The sequence below is a fragment of the Brevundimonas sp. EAKA genome, from assembly GCF_000698025.1.
GTDB classification, from domain to species: Bacteria; Pseudomonadota; Alphaproteobacteria; order Caulobacterales; family Caulobacteraceae; genus Brevundimonas; species Brevundimonas mediterranea_A.
Genome location: NZ_JMQR01000001.1, coordinates 24,827 through 40,207 on the forward strand (window position 1 = coordinate 24,827; position 15,381 = coordinate 40,207).

The 15,381-nt window shown below is 67.9% G+C and carries 20 protein-coding genes; 10 read left to right on the forward strand and 10 right to left on the reverse strand.

The features are described from left to right. Positions 1 to 4 precede the first annotated feature (4 nt). The gene (trmFO, locus tag ER13_RS00105) at positions 5 to 1,399 is read left to right on the forward strand and encodes a methylenetetrahydrofolate--tRNA-(uracil(54)-C(5))-methyltransferase (FADH(2)-oxidizing) TrmFO (protein ID WP_035305063.1); all 1,395 of its coding nucleotides are present in this window, start codon (positions 5 to 7) and stop codon (positions 1,397 to 1,399) included. On the opposite strand, the gene ER13_RS00110 is transcribed toward trmFO, so the two are convergent. Further along, complete coding sequence (locus ER13_RS00110) at positions 1,396 to 2,049, reverse strand: squalene/phytoene synthase family protein (protein WP_035305066.1); 654 nt, start codon at positions 2,047 to 2,049, stop codon at positions 1,396 to 1,398. The two genes, trmFO and ER13_RS00110, sit on opposite strands and share 4 nt — an antisense overlap. Further along, entirely contained in the window at positions 2,039 to 3,013 is a 975-nt protein-coding gene (locus tag ER13_RS00115; RefSeq protein WP_035305255.1) for a polyprenyl synthetase family protein, read from the reverse strand. The genes ER13_RS00110 and ER13_RS00115 overlap by 11 nt, the downstream gene beginning before the upstream one ends. Positions 3,014 to 3,185: 172 nt before the next feature. On the opposite strand from ER13_RS00115, the gene ER13_RS00120 reads away from it, so the two are divergent. Then, the gene (locus tag ER13_RS00120) at positions 3,186 to 3,935 is read left to right on the forward strand and encodes a tRNA1(Val) (adenine(37)-N6)-methyltransferase (RefSeq protein ID WP_035305257.1); all 750 of its coding nucleotides are present in this window, start codon (positions 3,186 to 3,188) and stop codon (positions 3,933 to 3,935) included. 180 nt (positions 3,936 to 4,115) lie between these two features. Here ER13_RS00120 and ER13_RS00125 read toward each other — a convergent pair whose 3' ends face one another. Further along, positions 4,116 to 4,898 (reverse strand): HisA/HisF-related TIM barrel protein, encoded by a 783-nt coding sequence (locus tag ER13_RS00125; RefSeq protein WP_035305070.1) that lies wholly within the window; start codon positions 4,896 to 4,898, stop codon positions 4,116 to 4,118. A gap of 115 nt (positions 4,899 to 5,013) precedes the next feature. Here ER13_RS00125 and ER13_RS00130 point away from each other — a divergent pair, with 115 nt between their 5' ends. Together ER13_RS00130 and ER13_RS00135 are read left to right on the forward strand one after the other, a co-directional pair. After that, entirely contained in the window at positions 5,014 to 5,283 is a 270-nt protein-coding gene (locus ER13_RS00130; protein ID WP_035305073.1) for a type II toxin-antitoxin system Phd/YefM family antitoxin, read from the forward strand. A gap of 5 nt (positions 5,284 to 5,288) precedes the next feature. Further along, positions 5,289 to 5,666: a type II toxin-antitoxin system VapC family toxin gene (locus ER13_RS00135; protein WP_231492408.1), complete on the forward strand. Its 378-nt coding sequence runs from the start codon at positions 5,289 to 5,291 to the stop codon at positions 5,664 to 5,666. Here the strand turns inward: ER13_RS00135 and thiS are convergent, their stop codons facing one another. After that, a complete protein-coding gene (thiS, locus tag ER13_RS00140) occupies positions 5,667 to 5,864 on the reverse strand; it encodes a sulfur carrier protein ThiS (protein WP_035305079.1) in 198 nt (65 codons plus the stop codon). 115 nt (positions 5,865 to 5,979) lie between these two features. On the opposite strand from thiS, the gene aroQ reads away from it, so the two are divergent. From aroQ to lepB, 6 genes are all read left to right on the forward strand, one after another. Then, the gene (aroQ, locus tag ER13_RS00145) at positions 5,980 to 6,426 is read left to right on the forward strand and encodes a type II 3-dehydroquinate dehydratase (RefSeq protein ID WP_035305081.1); all 447 of its coding nucleotides are present in this window, start codon (positions 5,980 to 5,982) and stop codon (positions 6,424 to 6,426) included. Between the two features lie 47 nt (positions 6,427 to 6,473). After that, positions 6,474 to 6,965, forward strand: a complete 492-nt coding sequence (gene accB, locus ER13_RS00150; protein ID WP_035305082.1) for an acetyl-CoA carboxylase biotin carboxyl carrier protein — start codon at positions 6,474 to 6,476, stop codon at positions 6,963 to 6,965. A gap of 9 nt (positions 6,966 to 6,974) precedes the next feature. Further along, positions 6,975 to 8,327, forward strand: a complete 1,353-nt coding sequence (gene accC, locus ER13_RS00155) for an acetyl-CoA carboxylase biotin carboxylase subunit (protein ID WP_035305084.1) — start codon at positions 6,975 to 6,977, stop codon at positions 8,325 to 8,327. 27 nt (positions 8,328 to 8,354) lie between these two features. After that, entirely contained in the window at positions 8,355 to 9,371 is a 1,017-nt protein-coding gene (locus ER13_RS00160) for a 2-hydroxyacid dehydrogenase (RefSeq protein ID WP_035305087.1), read from the forward strand. Next, positions 9,368 to 10,054 carry a leucyl/phenylalanyl-tRNA--protein transferase gene (gene aat / locus ER13_RS00165; RefSeq protein ID WP_052004625.1) on the forward strand — a complete coding sequence of 229 codons (687 nt, stop codon included), beginning with the start codon at positions 9,368 to 9,370 and terminating at the stop codon, positions 10,052 to 10,054. Before ER13_RS00160 ends, aat begins: the two co-directional genes overlap by 4 nt. Positions 10,055 to 10,135: 81 nt before the next feature. Next, positions 10,136 to 10,891, forward strand: a complete 756-nt coding sequence (gene lepB, locus ER13_RS00170) for a signal peptidase I (protein ID WP_008261214.1) — start codon at positions 10,136 to 10,138, stop codon at positions 10,889 to 10,891. On the opposite strand, the gene ER13_RS00175 is transcribed toward lepB, so the two are convergent. The 6 genes from ER13_RS00175 to ER13_RS00205 form a co-directional block, all read right to left on the reverse strand. Continuing rightward, on the reverse strand, positions 10,888 to 11,229 hold the full coding sequence (locus tag ER13_RS00175; RefSeq protein WP_035305262.1) for a hypothetical protein: 342 nt from the start codon (positions 11,227 to 11,229) through the stop codon (positions 10,888 to 10,890). The two genes, lepB and ER13_RS00175, sit on opposite strands and share 4 nt — an antisense overlap. A 21-nt stretch (positions 11,230 to 11,250) precedes the next feature. Next, positions 11,251 to 11,916, reverse strand: coding sequence for a DUF2155 domain-containing protein (locus ER13_RS00180; protein WP_008260685.1), 666 nt, complete (start codon positions 11,914 to 11,916; stop codon positions 11,251 to 11,253). After that, positions 11,913 to 12,305, reverse strand: a complete 393-nt coding sequence (locus ER13_RS00185; RefSeq protein WP_035305092.1) for an NADH:ubiquinone oxidoreductase subunit NDUFA12 — start codon at positions 12,303 to 12,305, stop codon at positions 11,913 to 11,915. The genes ER13_RS00180 and ER13_RS00185 overlap by 4 nt, the downstream gene beginning before the upstream one ends. Before the next feature lie 212 nt (positions 12,306 to 12,517). Then, complete coding sequence (locus tag ER13_RS00195; protein ID WP_008258841.1) at positions 12,518 to 13,786, reverse strand: TolC family protein; 1,269 nt, start codon at positions 13,784 to 13,786, stop codon at positions 12,518 to 12,520. Next, positions 13,783 to 13,986: a DUF2892 domain-containing protein gene (locus tag ER13_RS00200; RefSeq protein WP_008259227.1), complete on the reverse strand. Its 204-nt coding sequence runs from the start codon at positions 13,984 to 13,986 to the stop codon at positions 13,783 to 13,785. The genes ER13_RS00195 and ER13_RS00200 overlap by 4 nt, the downstream gene beginning before the upstream one ends. A 29-nt stretch (positions 13,987 to 14,015) precedes the next feature. Then, complete coding sequence (locus tag ER13_RS00205) at positions 14,016 to 15,293, reverse strand: NAD(P)/FAD-dependent oxidoreductase (protein ID WP_035305103.1); 1,278 nt, start codon at positions 15,291 to 15,293, stop codon at positions 14,016 to 14,018. Positions 15,294 to 15,381 lie beyond the last annotated feature (88 nt).

The window sequence follows — 15,381 nt, forward strand, 5'->3', positions numbered from 1 at the left end:
CGCGATGACTGCTTCCCCCTCTCCTTCCCCTATTCACGTCATCGGCGGCGGCCTCGCCGGCTCGGAGGCCGCCTGGCAGATCGCCCAGGCCGGCGTGTCCGTGATCCTGCACGAGATGCGCGGCGTGCCCGGCGTGAAGACCGACGCTCACCAGACCGACGGCCTGGCCGAACTGGTCTGCTCCAACTCCTTCCGGTCGGACGATTGGGAATACAACGCCGTCGGCCTGCTGCACGCCGAGATGCGGGCGCTGGACTCGATCATCATGGCCTGCGGCGACGTCAACCAGGTGCCGGCAGGCGGCGCCCTGGCCGTGGACCGCGACGCCTTCTCCGACGCCGTGACGGCGAAACTGGCGGCCCATCCGCTGATCACCATCGTGCGCGAGGAGATCGCAGGCTTGCCGCCTGAGGACTGGGACAATGTCATCGTCGCCACCGGCCCCCTGACCTCGCCCGCCCTGGCCGAGGCCATCCTGAAGGCGACGGGCGAGGAAAGCCTCAGCTTCTTCGACGCCATCGCCCCCATCGTCCACGCTGACTCGATCGACTTCGACATCGCCTGGCGTCAGTCGCGCTATGACAAGGAAGGCCCGGGCGGAGACGCCGCCGCCTACGTCAACTGCCCGATGGACAAGCCCCAGTACGAGGCCTTCATCGACGCCCTGCTGAACGGCCCCAAGGCCGAGTTCAAGGACTGGGAGCACGTGCCCTATTTCGACGGCTGCCTGCCGATCGAGGTCATGGCTGAACGCGGCCGCGAGACCCTGCGCCACGGCCCGATGAAGCCGGTCGGCCTGACCAACCCGCGCGACCCGCTGGTCAAGTCCTACGCCATCGTCCAGCTGCGTCAGGACAACGCCCTGGGCACCCTGTTCAACATGGTCGGTTTCCAGACCAAGCTGAAGCACGGGGCCCAGGCCGAGGTCTTCCGCATGATCCCCGGCCTCCAGAACGCCCAGTTCGCCCGCCTGGGCGGCCTGCACCGCAACACCTATCTGAACAGCCCCCAGCTGCTGGACAAGCAGCTGCGGCTCAAGGCCATGCCCCGCCTGCGCTTCGCCGGCCAGGTGACCGGGGTCGAGGGCTATGTCGAGAGCGCCGCCATGGGCCTGCTGACCGGCCGCCTCGCCGCGGCGCAAGCTCTGGGCCGCGACCTGTCGGCGCCCCCGCCCGAGACCGCCATGGGCGCCCTGGTCGAACACATCACCGGCGGGCACCTGGAAGGGTCCAAGTTCCAGCCGATGAACATCAACTATGGCCTGCTGCCGCCGCTTGAGGCGCCCAAGGTCGATGAAGACGGCAAACGCATCCACCCGAAGGAACGCGGCCGGGCCAAGAAGCGGCTGCAGAGCATCCGGGCGATGGAAAACCTGAAGGCCTGGCGGGACGCGGGCTAAACCCGTCCGCGCACCGTCGCCCAGATCAGTCGCAGGCGCTTGACCGGTTCCGGCTCGTCGGGCGTCGTCAGGGCGGCCGAGGCCACGGCCGGGAACCCCTCGGCCGGCAAGCCCTTCAAGGCGGCGTTGGCCTTGGGCCGCGCGGCCTTCGCCTCGTCGGCCCGTCCGACTTGGCCCAGCCCCCGCACCCGCCCGGCCTCGACCACCTTGTCGGCATGACCCGGACCGGCCAGCACCTGGACCGCCGCCTGCATCGGACCGACGTAGAAGGCGTCCAGGTCATGCGGCTCGCCGTGGACGCGGCCGATGTGGGCCTCGATCAGGGCGTCGAGGGGGGCGCGGTCCAGGGCGTGGCGGACGACCAGGTCGGTCAGGGCCTCCAGCACCGGATGGCCCTTGCGGGGGATCCCGGCGAAGACCCCGTCCAGCTGTTCCGCCCACCAAGTGTAGCGCATCTCGGCCAGCAAGGGCTGGGTCACGCGCGCGGGGATCGACATCAGCTCGGCCTCGAAGGCGTAGAGCGTGATCAGATCGGCGCGGGCGCGCGCGTCGGCGACCAGGCGGGTGGACAGCCAGCGGTCCAGATCGGCGGCGCGAACCTGGGCGTCCAGGGTTCCCGCCACCGCCGCCGGATCGGGTTCAGGCGGCACGCGAAACGGCGAAATCGGCCAGGTCTTCCAGGGCCGCGCGCCAGTCCGACGCCGGCAGGACCGACAGGGCGGCCTTGGCCTGATCGGCGTAGTCGCCGGCCAGATCCAGGGTCGCGCCGATGGCGCCGGAACCGACCACCAGTTCGCGGGCGCGGGCGAAGTCCTCGGGCGTGCGCTCGCCCTTGGTCACGGTCCGCTCCCAGAAATCGTCCTCGCGACCCCGAGTGCGGGCCACCGCCAGCAGCAGCGGCAGGGTGGCCTTGCCCTCGTTGAAGTCGTCGCCGGCGTTCTTGCCGAGGGCCTCGGCGGTCGCGCCATAGTCCAGGGCGTCGTCGGCCAGCTGGAAGGCGATGCCCAGAGCCATGCCATAGTCGCGCAGGGCGGCGGTCGCTGCCGCATCGGCGCCGGCGCCCACGGCCCCCGCCTCGGCGGCGGCGGCGAACAGTTCGGCGGTCTTGGCCGAGATGATCTGCAGATAGGTGGCCTGGTCCAGGTTCAGGTCGTGGGCGCGCGTCAGCTGCAGCACCTCGCCCTCCGAGATCACCCGCGACGCCTGGGCCAGGATGCCCAGGGCCCGCATCGAATCGGTCTCGACCATCAACTCAAAAGCGCGGGCGAACAGGAAGTCGCCGACCAGAACACTGGTGGGCGCGCCCCAGATCAGGTGGGCCGCGACCTTGCCGCGTCGCAGTTCGGAGGCGTCGACGATGTCGTCGTGCAACAGGGTGGCGGTGTGGATGAACTCGACCGCGGCGGCCAGCTTCTTCGGCGACAGGATGTCGCCCTCGGCGCCAGAGGCGCGGGCGGCGGCGACGGTCAGCAGGGGCCGCAGGCGCTTGCCCCCGGCCGAAACCAGGTGTTCGGCCAGTTTGGGGATGATCGGCACATCCGACTGCATCCGATCGATGATCAATGCATCCACCTCGGCCATGTCGGTTCCGGCCAGCCGGACGAGGGCGTTCACATCCCCCTTCGGACGGGGAGAGGCGGCGAGGACTGCGTCCAAGGGATATTCTTTCACACGTCGCGCGACCTGGGCCGCGTCAGGCAATTCCGACCGCGTCCGCTTGCCGGATCGCGATGCGGCGCACAATGGTGATAGGCCCACGGAGGGTCAAGGAGATTGAGGCTTGGACATGGCTCCCGCCGCCCCGGATGTCGTCGAGAACGCTCTTCTGGACGGGCGTGTCCGCCTGCGTCAGCCCGCACGCGGCTATCGGGCGGGCATGGATGCAGCCTTGTTGGCCGCCGCCGTCGCTCCCCGTTCTGGCGACCGCCTGTTCGAGGCGGGCTGCGGCGCCGGGGCCGTGCTGATGCAGATCGCGGCCCGTCATGCCGGAGTTTCGCTGACCGGGCTGGAGCGCGATTCGGTCGCCGCCGGCCTCGCGCGCGAGAACGCCGACCTGAATCATTCTGCTGATCGAATCAGGATTCTCGACGGCGACGTGGCCGACGGGTTCCGTCCTTTGGACCTGCCCCCGTTCGACTGGGCCGTGTCGAACCCGCCCTTCTTCGACGACCCCGGCGCCCTGCGCGCCCCGGCGCCCGGCAAACAGGGTGCCTGGATGGCCGACGACGGCCTGTCCGCCTGGACCGGCCTGCTGCTGAAAGCGGTGCGCGAGGGCGGCCGGATCGTGATCATCCACCGCGCCGACCGTCTGGCGGACCTGCTGACCCTGCTGGGCGAAAAGGCCGGCTCCTTCGCCATCCGCCCGATCCAGCCCTTCGCCGACGAGCCGGCCAAACGCGTGCTGGTCCAGGCGATCAAGACCGGCAAGGCCCCCCTGCGCCTGCTTCCGCCCCTGGTGCTGCACGACCGCTCAGGGGCCAAACACACGCCCGAGGCCGAGGCGATCCTGCGGGGCGAGGCGGCGCTGGGGTGGTAGGGTCTGGCGCCCGCGATCTTCCCCCGCTTGCGGGGGAAGTGTCAGGTCGTGGCGCGTAGCGACACGCCTGACGATGGGGGAAGTCTTCTTCTGGACGAGACTTCCCTCTCCGTCGCTGGATCGGCTTCGCCGATCGACGCGACACCTCTCCCGCAAGCGGGAGAGGGTCTATGAAGTTCCCTAAATCAAACCCGCCAGCGGCGAGGACGGATCCGCATACATCCGCTTCGGCATCCGCCCCGCCAGATAGGCGTCACGCCCCGCGATCACCGCATGCTTCATCGCCCGCGCCATGCGGATCGGATCCTTGGCCCCGGCGATTGCGGTGTTCATCAGCACGGCGTCGCAGCCCAGTTCCATCGCCCGGGTCGCGTCCGAGGCCGTGCCCACGCCGGCGTCCACCAGAACCGGCACCTTGGCCTGTTCGACGATGAGGCGGACATTGACCTCGTTCTGGATGCCCAGGCCTGAGCCGATCGGGGCGGCGGCCGGCATGATGGCGGCGGCGCCGGCGTCTTCCAGCCGCTTGGCCATGACCACGTCGTCGGTGCAATAGACCATGACGTCAAACCCGTCCTTGATCAGCAGGTCCAGCGCCCGCAGCGTCTCGATCATGTCGGGATACAGATGGGCGGTGTTGGACAGCACCTCCAGCTTGACCAGGCTCCATCCCCCCGCCTCGCGCGCCAGGCGCAGGGTGCGCACCGCGTCCTCGCCGGTGAAACAGCCGGCGGTGTTGGGCAGGAAGGTGAACCGGTCCGGCTTCACATAGTCGACCAGCATCGGCTGGTTCGGATCGGTCAGATTCACCCGGCGCACGGCCACGGTCACGATCTCGGCGCCCGCCGCCTCGGCGGCGGCGGCGTTCTGGGCGTAGTCGGCGTATTTGCCGGTGCCCACGATCAGGCGCGAGGTAAAGGTGCGGCCGGCGACGGACCAGGTTTCGGGGGCTGTATCGGTCATGGGTGGTGACCTAGTCCTGTCGCGCCCGATGCGAAAGGGCGGATCGATCACGCCGCGTTGCGAGATGGCCCCCAAAGGACTAAACTAAGTGGACTAAGTTCACCCGGAGCGACGCATGGAAACGGTCAACGTCCACGAGGCCAAGACCCACCTGTCGCGCCTGCTGGACCGTGCGGCCAAGGGTGAAACCATCACCATCGCCAAGGCGGGCAAGCCCATCGCCAAACTGGTCCCCATCGAAGAGACGCCGATCGACACTTCGCGTCGGTTCGGTTTCATGCGCGGCCAGATGAAAATCCCCGACGACTTCGACACCATGGGTCAGGCCGAAATCGAGGCGATGTTCTATGGCGAAGGCGTTCACGAGGGCGGCGACGGCCAATGAGGCTGTTGATCGACACCCACCTGCTGCTCTGGGCGTCGGAGGATCGCAAACGACTTCCCGCCAAGGCGGAAGCCTTGATGGCCGATCCCGACAATCAACTGGTGTTCAGCGCGGTCAATATCTGGGAGGTCGTAGTCAAGCATGGCCTGAAGCGACCTGACTTCAACGTGGACGCCCTGGTGTTCCGCCGCCAGTTGCTGGACGCGGGTTATGAGGAAATTCCGGTGACCAGCCTGCACGCGCTGGAACTGGCAGGATTGCCGCTGATCCACCGCGACCCGTTCGACCGGCTGCTTATCGCCCAGGCCATGGCCGAAGGCATGCGACTGCTGACGGCCGACCGGCAGATCGCCTTCTACCCCGGCCCCGTCCTCAAGGTCTGATCACCCCCCGCCGACGAACTGGACCAGTTCGATCCGGTCCCCCTCGGCCAGGGCGGTGACGGCGTAGAGCGACCGGGGCACGATCTCCAGATTACGCTCGACCGCCACCTTGCGAGGGTCCAGCGCCAGTTCCTGGACCAGGTCCAATATGGTCGCGGCGTAGACTTCGCGTTGATCACCGTTGACTTGAATGCGCATGACGTTAGGTCAACCCGTTTCCACGCTGCGCTTTGACCCGCGCCGCGCCTAAGCTACAAGGCCGCCCCTGAACCGTCAGAGGTCGCCCGATTCCGGAGCCTCGATTCGAGAACCGATGTCCGACACGTCCGTCATCTATGTGCTGAACGGCCCCAATCTCAACCTTCTCGGGGTGAGGGAGCCGGAAATCTATGGTCGCGACACCCTCGCGGACATCGAACAGCGCTGCGTGACGGCGGCGGGCGACGCCCGGATCGTGTTCCGTCAGACCAACCACGAAGGCGTCCTGGTCGACTGGATCCAGGAGGCGCGTGAGAGCGCGCAAGCCCTGATCATCAATCCGGCGGCCTATGGCCACACGTCGGTCGCCCTGCACGACGCATTGAAGACGTTGTCGATCCCGGTGATCGAGCTTCATCTGTCCAATCCGGCGGCGCGCGAGGCGTTCCGTCATCACTCCTATGTGTCGTCCGCGGCGACCGGCGTCATCGCCGGTTTCGGCGCGGTCGGCTATGAACTGGCCGTCCAGGCGGCTCTCACCAAGGTTCGGGAACGCGCCTGAGGGCCGACCCGTTCGCATTCCAAGACGAAAGACAAAGGCGCACCCCAATGGCCGATGACAAGAAACACGCCGAGATCGACGCCGCCCTGGTTCGCCAGCTGGCCGAGATCCTGAACGAAACCGACCTGACCGAGGTCGAGGTCGAGCGCGGCGAGCTGCGCATCCGCGTGGCCCGCGAAATCACCATGCACGCCGCCCCGGTCCAGTACGCCGCCGCCCCTGCGCCCGCCGCCGCGCCCGTGGCCGCCGCCGCCGCTCCGGTCTCCATGCCGTCGGACCCGGCCACCATCGTCGCCCGCGCCGGCGAAGAGGTGAAGTCGCCGATGGTCGGCACCGCCTATCTGCAGGCCTCGCCCGAAGCGCCGCCCTTCGTGCAGCCGGGCGACAAGGTCAAGAAGGGCCAGACCCTGCTGATCGTCGAGGCCATGAAGACCATGAACCCGATCCAGGCGCCCCGCGACGGCGTCGTGGCCGAGATCCTGGTCGGCGACGCCCAGCCGGTCGAGTTCGGCGAGCCCCTCGTCCTGCTGGAAGCCTAAGGCGCCCTGATGTTCACCAAAGTCCTGATCGCCAACCGCGGCGAGATCGCCCTGCGCATCCACCGGGCGTGCAAGGAGATGGGCATCTCCACCGTCGCCGTGCACTCGGAAGCCGACCGCGGCGCCATGTGGGTGCGGCTGGCCGACGAGAGCGTCTGCATCGGCCCCGCCTCGGCGGCCAAGTCGTATCTGAACATCCCGTCGATCATCGCGGCGGCCGAAATCACCGGCGCCCAGGCGATCCACCCCGGTTACGGCTTCCTGTCCGAGAACGCCCGCTTCGCCGAGATCGTCGAAGCCCACGGCATGACCTTCATCGGTCCCAAGCCCGAACATATCCGGGTCATGGGCGACAAGATCAGCGCCAAACAGACCGTCATGGACGCCGGCATCCCCGTGGTCCCCGGCTCCAAGGGCGAGGTCGAGACCGTCGAGGCGGCGATCGAGGCGTCCAAGTCCATCGGCTTCCCCCTGATCGTCAAGGCGGCGGCGGGCGGCGGCGGACGCGGCATGAAGGTGGCCCTGACGGCTGATGATCTCGTGGAGGCGGTGCAGACCGCCCAGTCCGAGGCCAAGGCCGCCTTCGGCAACGGCGCCGTCTATATGGAGCGCTATCTCCAGAAGCCGCGCCACATCGAGATCCAGGTCATTGCCGACAGCCACGGCAATGTCGTCCACCTGGGCGAACGCGACTGCTCGCTGCAACGCCGTCACCAGAAGGTGCTGGAAGAGGCCCCCTCGCCCGCCCTGTCGGCCGAGGGTCGCAAGCAGATCGGCGAGACGGTCAACAAGGCCATCGCCGCCATCGGCTATCTGGGCGTCGGCACCATCGAATTCCTGTGGGAGGATGGCGAGTTCTTCTTCATCGAGATGAACACCCGGCTGCAAGTCGAGCATCCGGTTACGGAAATGATCACCGGCGTCGATCTGGTCCGCGAACAGGTTCGGATCGCCGCCGGCTTGCCGCTGTCCTTCACCCAGGAGGACATCGAGTTCAAAGGCCACGCCATCGAGGTGCGGATCAACGCCGAGAACCCCGAGACCTTCACCCCCTCGCCGGGCAAGATCACCGACTTCCACGCCCCCGGCGGCCTGGGCGTGCGTCTGGATAGCGCCATCTACGCCGGCTATTCGATCCCGCCCTATTACGACAGCCTGATCGGCAAGCTGATCGTCCACGGCCGCGACCGTGAAGAGGCCATTGCGCGCCTGAAGCGCTCGCTGAACGAGATCGTCATCGGCGGCGTCGACACCACCATCCCCCTGTTCCAGAAGCTGTTGCAGGAGCCCGACATCCTGTCCGGCGACTATGACATCCACTGGCTGGAGAAGTGGGCCGCCCGTCAGAAGGGCGACGCCTGACGCTGGCTTGATCAGAGGAACCGGCCCATGCGTATCGCGGTCTTTGCGACCAAGGCCTATGACCGCCGGTTCCTCGATCTGGCCAACGCCGAGTTCGGTCACGACCTGAGCTGGTTAGAGGCGAGGCTGGACGAGACCACCGCGCCGCTGGCCGACGGTTTCGACGCCGTCTGCGTCTTCGTCAACGATCGGCTGGACGCCGCCGCCCTGACCCGGCTGGCGCAAGGCGGGGTGCGCGCCGTGGCCCTGCGCTGCGCCGGCTACAACAATGTCGATCTGCGCGCCGCCGAAAGCCTGGGCCTGACCGTCATCCGCGTGCCGGCCTATTCGCCCGAGGCGGTGGCGGAGTTCACCCTGGGCCTGCTGCTGGCGATGAACCGCAACATCCCCCGCGCCTCGGCCCGGGTGCGCGAGAACAACTTCGCCCTGGACGGCCTGATCGGCCGCAACCTGTCGGGGCGGACGGCCGGCGTCGTCGGCACGGGCAGAATCGGCGCCCTGGTCGCGCGGGCGCTGAAGCTGGGCTTCGGCTGCGAGGTGCTGGCCCATGATGTGGTCGAGGACGCGGCCCTGACCCAGATCGGCGTCCGCTACGTGGACCGCGAGACCCTGCTGCGCCAGTCCGACATCATCAGCCTGCACTGCCCGCTGACGCCCGAGACGCGCCATCTGATCGACGGCCCGACCCTGGCGGCGGCGCGGCCGCGGGTGATGATCGTCAACACCAGCCGGGGCGCCCTGATCGACACCCAGGCCCTGATCGACGCGCTGAAGAACCATCGTGTCGGCGGCGTCGCCCTGGACGTCTATGAGCAGGAAGGCGACCTGTTCTTCGAGGACCTGTCGAACGAGATCATTCAGGACGATGTATTCCAACGCCTGCTGACCTTCCCCAATGTCCTGGTCACCGGCCACCAGGCCTTCCTGACCGAAGAAGCGCTGACAGCCATCGCCGTGACCACCCTGTCGGGCCTGACCGAGATCGAGGCCGGACGCGTCCCCGCCAACCGCGTCACCGCCGACCAGGTCCGCCCCGCCCCATGACCGAGCCGGACTTCAGCGCCCGCGGGCCTTCCGACGGCTTCGGCCCCGAGGACCTGCTGGGGTGCTACGCCCGGGGCGTGTTCCCGATGGCCGAGTCGCGCGACGATCCGCGCGTCTTCATCATCGAGCCGGAGCAGAGGGGCGTCATACCCCTGGACGCCTTCCATATCCCCACACGCCTGCGCCGCACCGTGCGCAACGAACCGTTCGAGGTGCGGGTCGATACCGCCTTCGAGGCGGTGCTGGACGGCTGCGCGGCGGCCCAGGGGCCCGAGCGCGAGGAGACCTGGATCAACGCCCCGATCCGCCGCCTGTACGCCGCCCTGTTCGCCCAGGGCTTCGTCCATTCCGTCGAATGCTGGAAGGACGAGCGGCTGGTCGGCGGCTTGTACGGCGTCTCCCTGGGCGGCGCCTTCTTCGGCGAGAGCATGTTCAGCCGCGAACGCGACGCCTCCAAGGTGGCCCTGGTCCATCTGGTCGCGCGCCTGAGAAAAGGCGGCTGGACCCTGCTGGACGCCCAGTTCCTGACCGAGCACCTCAGCCAGTTCGGCGCAGTGGAGACGCCCCAGGCGGCCTATCTGCGACGGCTGAAACCCGCGTTGAAGGGGACGGTGGACGAGACCGTCCTGATCGCGCCGATGACGGGGGCCGAGGCGGTGGACTGGGCCTTAAGACCGGCCTGAAGCCCTGTCCGGACAAGATGGGCGCGGTGTCCGGACAAGGCCGGGCTGGCTTGCCCGAGAATGCGGCGCCTTGTTGGGCCCATGCCCAAGACCCCATCGCCCCCGACCTCCGCCCTGAATGAAGCCCGCGAAATTGGGAGCGTCCTGCTCGGCGCCCTGGTCCTGGCGAGCTTGATCCGGATTCTGCTGTTTCAGCCCTTCACCATTCCCTCGTCCTCGATGGAGCCCGGCCTGGTCACCGGCGACTATATCGTCGTGTCCAAATACGCCTATGGCTGGAGCCGGGCCTCCCTGCCCTTCAACCTTCCGGTCTGGAGGGGCCGCCTGTTCGAGCGGCCGGCGGCGCGGGGCGACGTCGTCGTCTTCCGCCTGCCGCGTGATCCGGAACAGGTCTGGATCAAACGGGTGATCGGCCTGCCCGGCGATAGGGTTCAGGTCCGGGCCGGACAGGTCTTCGTGAACGGCCGCGCCATAGACCAGACCCGGCAGAGCATCGTCCGCGACCATGACGCGCCCCAGCGGAGCGTGCTGGAAGTCCGCGAAACCCTGGCCGGCGGCAAGACCTATGTCACCTACGACGGCGGCCCCGATCAGGCCGGCGACGACACGTCGGTCTATCGGGTCCCAGCGGGTCAGTATTTCATGATGGGCGATAATCGCGACAACTCGCTGGACAGCCGCTGGCCGTCCGCCATCGGCGTCGGCCTGCTGCCGGCCGCGAATATCGTCGGTCGGGCCGAGATCGTCGTGGCGTCCTGGAAACCCGGCGCCGGCCTGTTCAAGCCCTGGACCTGGCTGAACCTTCAGTGGGGTCGGTTCCTGGCCCCTGTCCGCTAGCGGGCGCGAAACTCGTCGAAGCGGATCACGCCGTCATGGTTGCGGTCCAGGCGGTCGAAGTCGGCTTTGCTCGGCGCGACGGACTGGGCCAGCGAAGGCGCGGCCGCCGCCCCCAGCGCCAGGCCGGCCACGGCGGCGGCCAGCAGCGGACGCCATCCCATGCCAACCGACGGCCGGGCTTCAGCGGATCGGTCGAGCTCGGCCTCTATGAAGCTGCGGATCGCGTCGCTGGCCGTGCGGCCTTCGGCGCGGCACCGGCTCATAAAGGCCGTCTTGGTCACATAGGGCAGGCGAACCTCGACCGTTTCGCTCTTTTTCGGCGGTCTTTGTCGGTTCATCTCGCCCTCCATGGCGACGGTCTAGTTCTTACAGCCCACCACCCAGGCGTCGTAATTGGGATTCTGAAGCCCGCTGACGGCCGGGGACGAGGCGAACATCCAGCCGCGGTAGATCTGGCGCGGTTCGGCCGGCTGGTTGGCGCCGCGCGATTGCAGCGAGACATCGACGTAGGCGATAGCGTCTTCGGTCAGTTCGTCAGGCGTCGAGACTTCGCAGGCTCGGACGCTGAAGATCAGGTTGCGGTTGAAGCGGACCGGACGGCCGCCGACTTCGACCTCGAACTTCATGGTCTCGGCTGTGGTCTTGTCGATAGCCTGGATGACGGCGAACTTGCGCCGCTGGCGGCGAGCGGGCGTGGCCGGCTGTTCGATGGCCTTTTCGACCACCGGCTTTTCGGAGGCGGCTTCTTCCTCGGCCTTTTCCGCGACGGCCTCATCCTCGGCGATGACGACGGAGGGCGGCGGCGTCACCGCCACCGGCGTCCGGGGCGCGGGTGCGGCGGCCGGGGCGGTCTCGGTCGGCGCATTGGCGGGTTGGGCCGGCGTGGTGCGCAGGATGTCGCCGATGGGATCCTGGACCGGACGGGCCTCGCGCGGCGAGTCCTGAAGGACGCTGGCGGTCACCGCCCCGGCGCTGAGCGCCGCGACGACGGCCGCCCCGCCCAGCAGGAGCCGATTCGGTCTCACTCGGGCGTCCAGGCCTGATAGTCGCCGGTCGCGGCGGGGCGTTTGGCCTCGGCGGCCAAAGAGCCTTGCGGACGCCAGGCCATCGGGGTGCCGGTGAAATTCGGCAGGTGATCCTTCTCCCACGCGCGGCGCGGCAGAGGCGCCTCGGTGGGCGGCAGGTCGAAGGTGTAGCGCAGCCAGCCGTGCCAATCGGCCGGCACCTTGGACGCGTCGGCATAGCCTTCGTACACGACCCAGCGGCGCTTGCGGCCGTCGTAGCTCGAGTTGTCCTTGGCCTCGTAATATTTGTTGCCGATCTCGTCGGTCCCGACGAAACGGCCGCGCTTGGCGATCGTGAAGAGGGTGCCGATCGTGGCCCCGTTCCACCAGGCGAAAATCTTGTTCAGCACGTCGTCAAAACCCACGCGAAATTCCCGCAGAAAAAGAGCCTGCGGCCGGAGCGGATCATAGGAACACTCGCCCCCTTCGTCCAGCAGACACGTTCGCAGAAGCGGGAAAAGCAGTCGGCATGAACCGTCTTGCAGAACTCGGGCTCCGCGATCTGACGCGCCGCCCGCCGAAACGCCTCCACGACCACCATCCGTCGGAGCCCTGTCGCCCCCTAACCCAAAGCTGATCCGATCAGGCTCTTCAGGCGATAGGCGGCGACGATCCGGGCGGTCCTGGCCTGGGTGGCGGCAGCGGCGGCGGCCGTGGCTTCGCGCTCGGCGTTCAGCAGGTCGATCTGGGGTTTCAGTCCGACGCGGACTTCATGTCGAACGCTGGCCAGGGCCTGGACCGCGGCCGCGCTTTGTTCGTCGGACGCCTGGGCCACCAGTTCGGCGGTGTGAATGTCCTGCCAGGCGGCGAGAACCTGTTCCTCCAGGCCCATGCGGGCGGCGCGCAGCCGGGCGGAGGCGGCGCGGACATCGGCGCTGGTCTCGGCGATCTTGCCGGACGTCAGGCCGCCGCTGAACAGAGTCCAGCGGCCGCGGATTCCCACGGTCGCGCTGTCGGCGCGATAGTCCGGAAAGAACTGGTCACGAACCGAGCCCGCCTCGACGAAGGCGCTGACGGTCGGCAGGCGTTCGCCGCGCGCGGCGCGGGCGGCGGCCTCGGCCGCCTCGAGATCGGCCCGCGCCTGACGCAGGGCGGGGCTGCCGCCCATGGCGATCGCCATCGCATCGTCGAGTGAGCCGGGCAGAGGCGGATTGGGTGGAATCGGTTGCAGATCAACCGGCTCGAGGCCGGTCAGATTGCGGTAACGGGCGCGGGCGGAAACCTGCATTCCCTCCGCGCGGGCCAGGTCGGCGCGGGCCTCGGCGGCGCGCGACGCGGCCTGGGCGACGTCGGTGCTGGGGGTTTCGCCGGTCCGGAAGCGCTCGCGCGCCTGTCGCTCGATTTCCACCGTCTGGCCCGCCAGCTCGCGATACAGCCTCAACACGTCGCTGGCGGCGAGCATATCGCCATAGGCCTGAACCACCGCCAGGACGACCTGCCCCTGAACGGCGTCGCCGCCGGCCTCGGCTGCAGCCATGCCTGCGCGCGCTTGCGCGATCCCCGCCGCCGCGCGTCCCCCGGTGAACAGGGGCTGTTCGAGCGTCAACTGGGCCGCCCGAGGCGTGACGTCCGCCGCGCCCAGACCGAAGAACGCCTTCGGATCAAGCCGGCCCTGACCGACCGTCCCGCTGAGGCTCAGCGAAGGCGCTCGCGCTGAGCGCGCCTGCTGCAACCGGCCTTTCGCGGCGTCGGCGCCGGCGTCGGCCTCGGCGATTTCGGGCGCATGGGCGATAGCGGCGGCGATGGCCTCCTCCAGCGTCGTCGCCTGCGCCAGACCGGGTGCGGCCAGGAACAGGACCAAGGCCCAGGGCGCAGCGTGGCGCAGGCTCATCGGAAGGCGTTCCCCGGACGCAGACCCAGCGCCTTGAACACCATGGCCGCCGGGCAGAAGCCGGTGAAACCGGACTGGATCATGTTCAGCCCTGCGAAGACGGTCAGGGCGATCCACCAGGGATGGACGGCGTAGGACAAGGCCACGCCCGCCAGCACGACGCATCCGGCGAAGATCACGACAGCACGATCAAGGTTCATCGGTAGGCTCCAGATTTAGAGGGAGGGGGTCACATGCGAAGCTTGCGGATGCCCATGATGTGCATCGCCAGCCGCTCGTAGGAGGGTTCGCTTTCGCCCCTGCGCACCTTGCGCAGGAAATATTTCTCGAAGCCGACCTTGGCCAGGTGGACCCATTTGCCGCTCGCGGCCCAGTTGACGTTGCGCGGCGGGATCTGCGGCTGGGCCACGAAGGCGACGCCGCCGTCCCCGAAGTCCGCCAGACAGACGGCGTTCCAGGTCGCCTCGGCCTCGGGCGTCTCGCCAGCGATCAGGGCGGCCAGATTGGCGGCGACGGCGGTGACCATGCTTTCGATCATGAAACCGGTCTTGGGCACCCCAACGGGAACAGGCGTCGGGCCGGTCGGGGCGATGGCGACACAGACGCCCAGAGCGAAGATCTCCGGGAAGGCGGGATTGCGCTGATGCTTGTCGATCAGGATGAAGCCGCGCGGATTGGTCAGGCCCGGGATGTCGCGGACCGCAGGCACGCCTCGGAACGCCGGCAGCATCATCGAATAGCCGAAGGGCAGTTGATGGGTCTTGGCGACAGCGCCGTCCTCGGCGATCTCCTCGACGTGCATCAGGCCCGGCTCGACCTTGGCGACACGGGCGTTGGTGATCCACTTGATGTGCCGCTCGCGCAGCTTGCTTTCCATCAGGGACTTGGTGTCCCCGACGCCGTCGAGGCCGAGGTGGCCGATATAGGGCTCGGCGGTGACGAAGGTCATCGGCGCCCGATCCCGGATCTTGCGCCGTCGCAGCTCGGTATCCAGGATCAGCGCGAACTCATAGGCCGGGCCGTAGCAGGACGCGCCCTGAACCGCGCCGACGACGATGGGGCCGGGGTTCTCCACATAGGCGTCGAACATGTTGGCGGCGTGCGAGGCGTGCGACGTCTGGCAGACGGACACCGTGTAGCCATCCGGCCCCAGCCCTTCGATTTCATCGAAGGCCAGATCGGGGCCTGTCGCAATTACGAGATAATCGTAATCGACACTGTCGCCGTTGTTCAGCTCGACCCTTTTTTCTGCAGCGTGAAGCCGTTTCGCCCCCACCGCCGTGAAGCCGATCTTCTTGCGGGCGAAAATCGGCGGCAGATGAACCTGAATCTCCTCCGGCTCCCGCCAGCGGACAGCGACCCAAGGGTTTGATGGAACGAAAGAATAAGTCTCCGACTCGGCGATCATCATCACCTCGGCGCGCCCCTTGACGGCCGCTCTTATCTCATAGGCGGCGATTGTGCCGCCCAGTCCGGCGCCGATGATCACAATCTTGGGCTTGGCCATGTTTCCCTCCAGAAGGCGTTTCCATCGCCCTTATGTGCTTGACCGAATATAATGATTACATGATATACACAATAATAAAAGTATGACA

Coding starts and splice junctions, on each gene's coding strand:
- ER13_RS00195 (WP_008258841.1), bottom strand. CDS start 13,786: ATGAGCCTGCGCCACGCTGCGCCCTGGGCCTTGGTCCTGTTCCTGGCC.
- ER13_RS00200 (WP_008259227.1), bottom strand. CDS start 13,986: ATGAACCTTGATCGTGCTGTCGTGATCTTCGCCGGATGCGTCGTGCTG.
- aat (WP_052004625.1), top strand. CDS start 9,368: ATGACCGAGCCGGACTTCAGCGCCCGCGGGCCTTCCGACGGCTTCGGC.
- ER13_RS00125 (WP_035305070.1), bottom strand. CDS start 4,898: ATGACCGATACAGCCCCCGAAACCTGGTCCGTCGCCGGCCGCACCTTT.
- aroQ (WP_035305081.1), top strand. CDS start 5,980: ATGTCCGACACGTCCGTCATCTATGTGCTGAACGGCCCCAATCTCAAC.
- thiS (WP_035305079.1), bottom strand. CDS start 5,864: ATGCGCATTCAAGTCAACGGTGATCAACGCGAAGTCTACGCCGCGACC.
- lepB (WP_008261214.1), top strand. CDS start 10,136: ATGCCCAAGACCCCATCGCCCCCGACCTCCGCCCTGAATGAAGCCCGC.
- accB (WP_035305082.1), top strand. CDS start 6,474: ATGGCCGATGACAAGAAACACGCCGAGATCGACGCCGCCCTGGTTCGC.
- ER13_RS00130 (WP_035305073.1), top strand. CDS start 5,014: ATGGAAACGGTCAACGTCCACGAGGCCAAGACCCACCTGTCGCGCCTG.
- ER13_RS00175 (WP_035305262.1), bottom strand. CDS start 11,229: ATGAACCGACAAAGACCGCCGAAAAAGAGCGAAACGGTCGAGGTTCGC.
- ER13_RS00205 (WP_035305103.1), bottom strand. CDS start 15,293: ATGGCCAAGCCCAAGATTGTGATCATCGGCGCCGGACTGGGCGGCACA.
- ER13_RS00160 (WP_035305087.1), top strand. CDS start 8,355: ATGCGTATCGCGGTCTTTGCGACCAAGGCCTATGACCGCCGGTTCCTC.
- trmFO (WP_035305063.1), top strand. CDS start 5: ATGACTGCTTCCCCCTCTCCTTCCCCTATTCACGTCATCGGCGGCGGC.
- ER13_RS00120 (WP_035305257.1), top strand. CDS start 3,186: ATGGCTCCCGCCGCCCCGGATGTCGTCGAGAACGCTCTTCTGGACGGG.
- accC (WP_035305084.1), top strand. CDS start 6,975: ATGTTCACCAAAGTCCTGATCGCCAACCGCGGCGAGATCGCCCTGCGC.